At 57.3% G+C, this 8,423-nt stretch carries 10 protein-coding genes; 7 read left to right on the top strand and 3 right to left on the bottom strand.

What is annotated here, in order from left to right; genetic code table 11:
- Window positions 1–165 precede the first annotated feature (165 nt).
- Window positions 166–564 (bottom strand): Z-ring associated protein ZapG, encoded by a 399-nt coding sequence (zapG, locus tag CW267_RS29095; protein ID WP_012540461.1) that lies wholly within the window; start codon window positions 562–564, stop codon window positions 166–168.
- A 190-nt stretch (window positions 565–754) separates the two neighbouring features.
- Here zapG and zapE point away from each other — a divergent pair, with 190 nt between their 5' ends.
- The 7 genes from zapE (at window position 755) to CW267_RS29055 (ending at window position 5,260) form a co-directional block, all read left to right on the top strand.
- The gene (gene zapE / locus CW267_RS29090; RefSeq protein WP_012540462.1) at window positions 755–1,885 is read left to right on the top strand and encodes a cell division protein ZapE; all 1,131 of its coding nucleotides are present in this window, start codon (window positions 755–757) and stop codon (window positions 1,883–1,885) included.
- Window positions 1,886–2,151: 266 nt separating this feature from the next.
- The gene (gene rplM / locus CW267_RS29080; RefSeq protein ID WP_002918559.1) at window positions 2,152–2,580 is read left to right on the top strand and encodes a 50S ribosomal protein L13; all 429 of its coding nucleotides are present in this window, start codon (window positions 2,152–2,154) and stop codon (window positions 2,578–2,580) included.
- 15 nt (window positions 2,581–2,595) lie between these two features.
- On the top strand, window positions 2,596–2,988 hold the full coding sequence (gene rpsI / locus CW267_RS29075) for a 30S ribosomal protein S9 (protein WP_000829815.1): 393 nt from the start codon (window positions 2,596–2,598) through the stop codon (window positions 2,986–2,988).
- Window positions 2,989–3,045: 57 nt separating this feature from the next.
- A complete protein-coding gene (locus tag CW267_RS31005) occupies window positions 3,046–3,258 on the top strand; it encodes a hypothetical protein (RefSeq protein ID WP_136047529.1) in 213 nt (70 codons plus the stop codon).
- Window positions 3,259–3,299: 41 nt separating this feature from the next.
- Window positions 3,300–3,938, top strand: a complete 639-nt coding sequence (gene sspA / locus CW267_RS29065) for a stringent starvation protein SspA (protein WP_002918467.1) — start codon at window positions 3,300–3,302, stop codon at window positions 3,936–3,938.
- Window positions 3,939–3,941: 3 nt separating this feature from the next.
- Window positions 3,942–4,436: a ClpXP protease specificity-enhancing factor gene (gene sspB, locus CW267_RS29060; RefSeq protein ID WP_008806663.1), complete on the top strand. Its 495-nt coding sequence runs from the start codon at window positions 3,942–3,944 to the stop codon at window positions 4,434–4,436.
- A gap of 119 nt (window positions 4,437–4,555) precedes the next feature.
- A complete protein-coding gene (locus CW267_RS29055; protein WP_032733862.1) occupies window positions 4,556–5,260 on the top strand; it encodes an N-acetylmannosamine-6-phosphate 2-epimerase in 705 nt (234 codons plus the stop codon).
- A gap of 55 nt (window positions 5,261–5,315) precedes the next feature.
- On the opposite strand, the gene gltD is transcribed toward CW267_RS29055, so the two are convergent.
- Together gltD and gltB are read right to left on the bottom strand one after the other, a co-directional pair.
- The gene (gene gltD, locus CW267_RS29050; protein WP_016161882.1) at window positions 5,316–6,734 is read right to left on the bottom strand and encodes a glutamate synthase subunit GltD; all 1,419 of its coding nucleotides are present in this window, start codon (window positions 6,732–6,734) and stop codon (window positions 5,316–5,318) included.
- A gap of 9 nt (window positions 6,735–6,743) precedes the next feature.
- Window positions 6,744–8,423, bottom strand: a 1,680-nt coding sequence (gene gltB / locus CW267_RS29045) for a glutamate synthase large subunit (protein ID WP_101148700.1), incomplete at its 5' end; no start/stop codon positions are given.

Raw genomic sequence — 8,423 nt, 5'->3', positions numbered from 1 at the left:
GGCTCTCGTAACCTGAGGTGTATGGAAAAACGTCCTGAATAACCTGATGTTATTGAATTTTTGCACAGGTAACAATGTGGGTACTGGTTTAAATTGTAGCCGGGAAGTGGGGGAAGGAGCGGGCGCGGTGGGCGCGCCCGGAGATATTTTATCAGACGCGATCAGTTAATCGCGTTTTGCGCCACCGCGCAGTAAACCGGATGCGCCTTCAGAGTAGTCGCGCGGCATCTGGACCGGCGCCTGATCGTTGCTGGCTTCAGACTCTTCCAGACGGTTGCGGAACGGGTTGGCGTCTGCCATAGAGTCCGGCAGCAGGTTGTTAGAGCTTTTCGCCATATGCTGATACAGCTGACGATAGTCATGCGCCATGTTATCCAGCAACTCGGCGCTGCGCGCGAAGTGGCTGACCAGCTCTTCACGGTATTCTTCAAGCTCGGCTTTATTCTTTTCCAGTTCGAACTGCAGCGCCTGCTGCTGGCGCAGTTTGCGGTTGCCGAAACGCATGGCGACGGCACCAATAATGATACCGACGACTAACCCAATTAGCGCGTATTCCCAGGTCATGAACATCTCCCGTTGTTTTGTGGTTCCGTAGGGTGGCTCTTAGGCTCTCCGCCTGCGCCCGATAGTGCCACTATAACCGCTAATTCCACAGAAGTGGAATCCTGGCGTATCATCGCGTAGTGTAGAACGGCCTTTTTTTCGTCAATCGTGAGCTTCGGCATTACGGTTTTCAAGGAATAACAATTAGATCATGCAAAGCCTGTCTCCAACATCGCGTTACCTTTTAGCCCTGAAAGAGGGCAGCCATCAACCCGACGACGTCCAGCAAGAAGCGGTGAGCCGCCTTGATACCATTTACCAGGAACTGCAGACTCAGCCCGCGCCCGTCGCGTCAGGCGGCGGTTTGCGCGCGAAATTCGGCAAACTGCTGGGTAAGCGCGAACCGGCTGCCGAGGCGGCGCCTGTCCGCGGCCTGTATATGTGGGGCGGCGTGGGGCGGGGAAAAACCTGGCTGATGGACCTGTTTTACCAGAGCCTGCCGGGCGAGCGTAAGCAGCGCCTGCATTTCCATCGCTTCATGCTGCGCGTGCACGAAGAGCTGACCACCCTGCAGGGACATAGCGACCCGCTGGAGATTGTCGCCGACCGTTTCAAGGCGGAAACGGATGTGCTCTGTTTTGACGAGTTTTTCGTCTCTGATATTACCGATGCCATGCTGTTAGGCGGGTTGATGAAAGCCCTGTTTGCCCGCGGCATCACCCTGGTCGCCACTTCCAATATTCCGCCGGATGAGCTCTATCGCAATGGCCTGCAACGGGCCCGTTTTCTGCCGGCGATCGACGCCATCAAGCAGCATTGCGATATTATGAACGTCGATGCCGGCATCGATTATCGTCTGCGTACGCTGACGCAGGCGCACCTGTGGCTGTCGCCACTGAACAGCGAAACCCGCGAACAGATGGATAAACTGTGGCTGGCGCTGGCCGGGGCGCCGCGCGCTGCTGCCGGGCCGACGCTGGAGATCAATCACCGCGAGCTGCCCACGCTTGGCGTCGAAAACCAGACGCTGGCGGCGTCGTTCGCCACGCTGTGTGTGGATGCCCGTAGCCAGCATGACTATATTGCCCTCTCCCGTCTGTTCCACACCGTGATGCTGCTCGACGTGCCGGTGATGACCGCGCAGCTGGAGAGCGAAGCGCGGCGCTTTATCGCCCTGGTGGATGAGTTCTATGAGCGCCACGTGAAGCTGGTGGTCAGCGCCGCGGTGCCGCTGTACGACATTTATCAGGGAGAGCGGCTGAAGTTTGAGTTCCAGCGCTGTCTGTCGCGTCTGCAGGAGATGCAGAGCGAAGAGTATCTCAAGCGTCCGCATATGCCCTGACAGGGCGCTTTTTCCCGACGGATTGAGAGCCGGAAGGCCACCCCGGGGCCTGCCTGAAAAATCTCATAAAGGGGTCGATCTTTGACCCCGACTTCTCTATAATCTTGCGACCCCACGTTACGAGAAGGTTTTTTTCCCGAAACTTTCTATGCGCCGGCATAGGCTATTCGAAGGGGTAGGTTTGCTGGACAATGTCGTGTGAACCTCAACTGACTAAACGTTTGGGTGTTCACCAACGTGTAACTTATTATTTGGGTAAGCTTTTAATGAAAACTTTTACAGCTAAACCAGAAACCGTAAAACGCGACTGGTATGTTGTTGACGCGACCGGTAAAACTCTGGGCCGTCTGGCTACTGAACTGGCTCGTCGCCTGCGCGGTAAGCATAAAGCGGAATACACTCCGCACGTTGATACCGGTGATTACATCATCGTTCTGAACGCAGAAAAAGTTGCTGTAACCGGCAACAAGCGCGAAGACAAAATGTACTACCACCACACCGGCCACATCGGTGGTATCAAAGAAGCGACCTTTGAAGAGATGATTGCCCGCCGTCCTGAGCGTGTGATTGAAATCGCGGTTAAAGGCATGCTGCCAAAAGGCCCGCTGGGTCGTGCTATGTACCGTAAACTGAAAGTTTACGCGGGTAACGAGCACAACCACGCGGCACAGCAACCGCAAGTTCTTGACATCTAATCGGGATTATAGGCAATGGCTGAAAATCAATACTACGGCACTGGTCGCCGCAAAAGTTCCGCAGCTCGCGTATTCATCAAACCGGGCAACGGTAAAATCGTTATCAACCAGCGTTCTCTGGAACAGTACTTCGGTCGCGAAACTGCCCGCATGGTAGTTCGTCAGCCGCTGGAACTGGTCGACATGGTTGAGAAACTGGATCTGTACATCACTGTTAAAGGTGGTGGTATCTCTGGTCAGGCTGGTGCGATCCGTCACGGTATCACCCGCGCTCTGATGGAGTACGATGAGTCCCTGCGTGGCGAACTGCGTAAAGCAGGCTTCGTTACTCGTGACGCTCGTCAGGTTGAACGTAAGAAAGTCGGTCTGCGTAAAGCACGTCGTCGTCCGCAGTTCTCCAAACGTTAATTGTCTTCTGCTCACGCAGAACAATTTGCGAAAAAACCCGCTCCGGCGGGTTTTTTTATGGATAAAACGGCTGTTATCCACAATCATGCCGCCGGTTTTCGCCACTTTTTCAGCATTTCCAGAATCCCCTCACCACAACGTCTTCAAAATCTGGTAAACTATCATCCAATTTTCTGCCCAAATGCTGGTGATTGTTCATTTTTTGTTTTATTCGTGAACGAAGGTGACATCGCGCTACTGGGGTTTTTACATCTGGCCGGTCATGAGTGACTGGCAGCAGTACAAAATTCTGAATATACCTGGAGGTTTTCATGGCTGTCGCTGCCAACAAACGTTCGGTAATGACGCTGTTTTCTGGTCCTACTGACATCTATAGCCATCAGGTCCGCATTGTGCTGGCTGAGAAGGGTGTCAGTTTTGAGATAGAGCACGTGGAGAAGGACAACCCACCTCAGGATCTGATTGACCTCAACCCGAATCAAAGCGTACCGACGCTGGTGGATCGTGAGCTCACTCTGTGGGAATCTCGCATCATTATGGAGTATCTGGATGAGCGTTTCCCGCATCCGCCGTTAATGCCGGTTTATCCGGTGGCGCGTGGAGAAAGCCGCCTGTATATGCAACGTATCGAGAAGGACTGGTATTCGCTGATGAACACCATCCAGAGCGGTACCGCAGCGCAAGCTGATGCTGCGCGTAAGCAGCTGCGTGAAGAACTGCTGGCCATCGCGCCGGTCTTCACCCAGAAACCTTACTTCCTGAGCGACGAGTTCAGCCTGGTGGATTGCTACCTGGCGCCGCTGCTGTGGCGTTTGCCGGTTCTCGGTGTGGAACTGGTTGGCGCAGGCGCGAAAGAGCTCAAAGGCTACATGACTCGCGTATTTGAGCGTGATTCCTTCCTCGCTTCTTTAACTGAAGCCGAGCGTGAAATGCGCCTCGGTCGGGGCTAAATAATGGATGTATCACAGCTGACGCCGCGTCGCCCGTATCTGTTACGGGCGTTTTATGAGTGGCTGCTGGATAACCAGCTGACGCCGCACCTGGTGGTGGATGTCACTCTGCCGGGCGTGCTCGTACCGATGGAGTACGCGCGCGACGGTCAAATCGTTCTCAATATTGCCCCGCGTGCGGTCGGCAATCTGGAGCTGGCGAATGACGAGGTGCGTTTTAACGCGCGCTTTGGCGGCGTGCCGCGTAACGTGTCTGTTCCGCTGGCTGCGGTACTCGCCATCTATGCCCGTGAGAACGGCGCCGGCACGATGTTTGAACCGGAAGCGGCCTATGACGAAGATGTCAGCAGCCTCAACGATGATGACGTCGCGCCTGAGAGTGAAAGCGAAACGGTGATGTCGGTGATCGATGGCGATAAGCCGGATAATCACGACGACGATCCTGACGACACGCCGCCGCCGCGCGGTGGTCGCCCGGCGCTCCGCGTTGTGAAGTAACGCCTGACAGGCCCTCCGGGGCCTGTTTTTTTTCCTGCCTGCTTTGTTAACCCCGCCACACACGACGCGCCCCTGCGGCTGGTACTGTTATTGCCACACTTATCTTTCAGGGAGCAGTCATGTCTTTACTTGCACAACTGGATCGGCGTATTCGCTATTACGGTGGGTTAATTGTCTCCTGTCAGCCGGTGCCGGGCAGCCCGCTGGATAACCCCGCCATCGTCGCGGCGATGGCGCTGGCGGCGGAACAGGCGGGGGCGGTGGCGCTGCGCATAGAAGGTCTGGCCAACCTGCAGGCCGTTCGTCCGTTAGTGACGGTGCCTGTTATCGCGCTGATTAAGCGCGATCTGCATGATAGCCCGGTGCGTATTACGCCGTGGCTTGAGGATGTGAATGCCCTGGCGCAGGCGGGGGCCGATATCATTGCGGTTGACGGCACGCGGCGCCAGCGTCCGGCCTCTGTCGCATCGTTGTTGGCGGCAATTCACCGCCAGGGGAAAAACGCGATGGCAGATTGTTCCTCTCTCGACGATGCCCTGGAATGCTGGCAGTTGGGCTTCGATATGGTTGGCACTACTCTCTCCGGCTATACCGCAGAGGAGACACCGGACGAACCGGACCTGGCGCTGGTGAAAAGCCTGAGCGCCGCGGGCTGCCGAGTGGTCGCAGAGGGGCGCTACAATACGCCTGCGCAGGCGGCTGAAGCGATGCGCTGCGGCGCGTGGGCGGTGACCGTCGGCTCGGCGATCACCCGCTTAGAGCATATCTGCGGCTGGTATAATACGGCGCTGAAAGCGGCGGTTTGTCCGGCGAATGAGCAATAAAAAAGCCCGATGGCGTTAACCATCGGGCTTTTATGCGCTGAGGCTCAGAGTCTAATCAGACTTCAAGGAAGTTGAGGATCCCGTCCGCCGCTTTACGGCCTTCGGCAATCGCAGTGACCACCAGGTCGGAACCGCGAACGATATCACCACCGGCGAAGATTTTCGGGTTGCTGGTCTGGAACGCATTATCGCTGCCTTCCGGCGCGATGATGCGGCCCTGAGAGTCCAGCTCGACGCTGTGCTTCGCCAGCCACTCCATGCTGTGCGGACGGAAGCCAAAGGCCATTACCACCGCATCAGCCGGCACCACGTGTTCAGAACCAGCGACGATCTCCGCGCGACGGCGGCCTTTCGCGTCCGGCTGGCCCATCTCGGTGCGCGCCATCTTCACGCCGCACACTTTGCCATTGGCATTCACTTCCACGCCCAGCGGCTGGACGTTGAACTGGAACTCAACGCCTTCTTCACGCGCGTTTTTCACTTCGCGTTTTGAACCGGGCATGTTCTCTTCGTCACGACGATAGGCACAGATCACGTGCGCCGCATTCTGACGAATGGAGGTCCGCACGCAGTCCATCGCGGTGTCGCCACCGCCGAGCACGACCACGCGTTTGCCTTCCATGCTGACGTAGGGCTCATCAGCTGTTTCGCCAAAGCCCATGATCTGCTTGGTGTTAGCGATCAGGAACGGCAGCGCGTCGTAGACGCCCGGGGCGTCTTCGTTGTCCAGTCCACCGCGCATCGACTGATAGGTCCCGACGCCGAGGAACACGGCATCGTACTCTTTCAGCAGGTCGTCGAGCTGTACGTCGCGACCCACTTCGGTATTGAGTTTGAACTCAATGCCCATGCCGGTGAAGATTTCACGGCGGCGGGTCATCACCTCTTTTTCCAGCTTGAACGCCGGGATACCGAAGGTCAGCAGGCCGCCGATTTCCGGATGGCGGTCAAACACCACCGCCTTGACGCCGTTGCGGGTCAGCACGTCGGCGCAAGCGAGGCCCGCCGGGCCAGCACCGATGATCGCGACGGTTTTACCGGTCGGCTTCACGCCGGAGAGATCCGGACGCCAGCCCATTTCGAACGCTTTGTCATTGATATAGCGTTCGATGTTGCCGATGGTCACCGCGCCGAACTCATCGTTCAGCGTACAGGAGCCTTCACACAGGCGATCCTGCGGGCAAACGCGCCCGCAGACTTCCGGCAGGGTGTTGGTCTGATGCGACAGCTCAGCCGCCTCAAAAATACGTCCCTCGTTGGCCAGCTTCAGCCAGTTCGGGATGTAGTTATGCACCGGGCATTTCCATTCACAGTACGGGTTGCCGCAGGAGAGGCAGCGATCTGCCTGCGCCTTGGCCTGGCCTTCTGAAAACGGCTCGTAAATTTCCACAAACTCAATTTTACGGATCTTCAGCGGTTTCTTTGGCGGATCAACGCGCTGCAGGTCGATAAATTGATAAACGTTCTGACTCATCTTAACCCCTTACTGCGCCTGCACCCGCAGCTCAGCTGCGGAACGACTACGGTGACCCAACAGTGCTTTAACATCGCTGGACTTCGGTTTAACCAGCGCAAACTTCGCGGAGAAGGCCGGCCAGTTGGCGAGGATCTCTTCGCCACGTTGCGAACCGGTAAGCTGCACATGTTCGGTGATTAAACCGCGCAGGTGCTCTTCATGGATAGCCAGAGAATCAACGTCCAGCACTTCCACCAGTTCCGGGTTCACGCGTTTACGGAAGTCGCCATCTTCATCCAGGACATAAGCAAAGCCGCCGGTCATCCCTGCGCCAAAGTTGACACCGGTTTTACCGAGCACGCAGACGATGCCGCCGGTCATATATTCACAGCCGTTGTCACCGATGCCTTCCACCACGGTAATGGCGCCGGAGTTACGCACGGCGAAACGCTCACCTGCGCGGCCTGCGGCGTACAGACGACCACCGGTCGCGCCGTACAGGCAGGTGTTGCCGATAATGCTGGCTTCATGGCTGCGGAACGCAGAGCCGACCGGAGGACGAATGGCCAGCAGACCGCCCGCCATGCCTTTCCCGACATAGTCGTTGGCATCGCCGGTCAGATGCAGCTCTACGCCACCGGCGTTCCACACGCCGAAGCTCTGGCCTGCGGTGCCGCTAAAGTGGGCGACGATCGGATCCCCGGCCAGTCCCTGGTCACCATGGGTCTGGGCAATATACCCGGACAGCGAGGCCCCCACGGAGCGGTCGGTATTGCGGATATCGAACCAGAACGTTTTGCTCTGCTTTTCATCCACGTACGGTTTCGCCTGCAGCAGCAGCTGCGCGTTGAGTACACCGTTATCGAACGGTGGGTTGTTCTCGGTGCAGTACAGCGCTTTGCCCGGATGCGGCTCTGCGGTCTCCAGCAGTTTACCCAGATCCAGTTTCTGCTGCTTGGCAGTAAACCCATCCAGCTCTTTGAGCAGATCGGTGCGGCCAATCAGATCCACCAGACGTTTGACGCCCAGCTGGGCCATCAGCTCGCGGGTCTCACGGGCGATAAATTCAAAGTAGTTGGTCACTTTGAACGGCAGACCGTGATAGTGGTTCTTACGCAGTTTGTCATCCTGAGTCGCCACGCCGGTCGCGCAGTTGTTCAGGTGGCAAATACGCAGGTATTTACAGCCCAGCGCGACCATCGGGCCGGTACCGAAACCGAAGCTTTCTGCGCCAAGGATCGCCGCTTTGATGATATCGAGGCCGGTTTTCAGGCCGCCGTCCACCTGCAGACGGATCTTGTGACGCAGACCGTTAGCGACCAGCGCCTGCTGGGTTTCCACCAGGCCAAGCTCCCACGGACAGCCGGCATATTTCACCGACGAGAGCGGGCTCGCCCCGGTACCGCCGTCGTAGCCGGCGATGGTGATCAGGTCGGCATAGGCTTTGGCCACGCCGGTGGCGATGGTGCCAACGCCCGGTTCAGAAACCAGTTTGACCGAAATCATCGCTTTCGGGTTGACCTGCTTGAGGTCGAAAATCAGCTGCGCCAAATCCTCGATAGAGTAGATATCGTGGTGCGGCGGCGGGGAAATCAGCGTCACGCCCGGTACGGAATAGCGCAGTTTGGCGATATACGGGGTGACTTTATCACCCGGCAACTGACCGCCTTCACCCGGTTTCGCCCCCTGGGCGACTTTGATCTGGAT

Origin of the sequence: Klebsiella sp. X1-16S-Nf21 (assembly GCF_002837615.1) — a bacterium.
GTDB classification, from domain to species: Bacteria; Pseudomonadota; Gammaproteobacteria; order Enterobacterales; family Enterobacteriaceae; genus Klebsiella; species Klebsiella variicola.
Note: the sequence above shows the minus strand (reverse complement) of the source record. Positions and strands in the feature narration are given on the sequence as shown.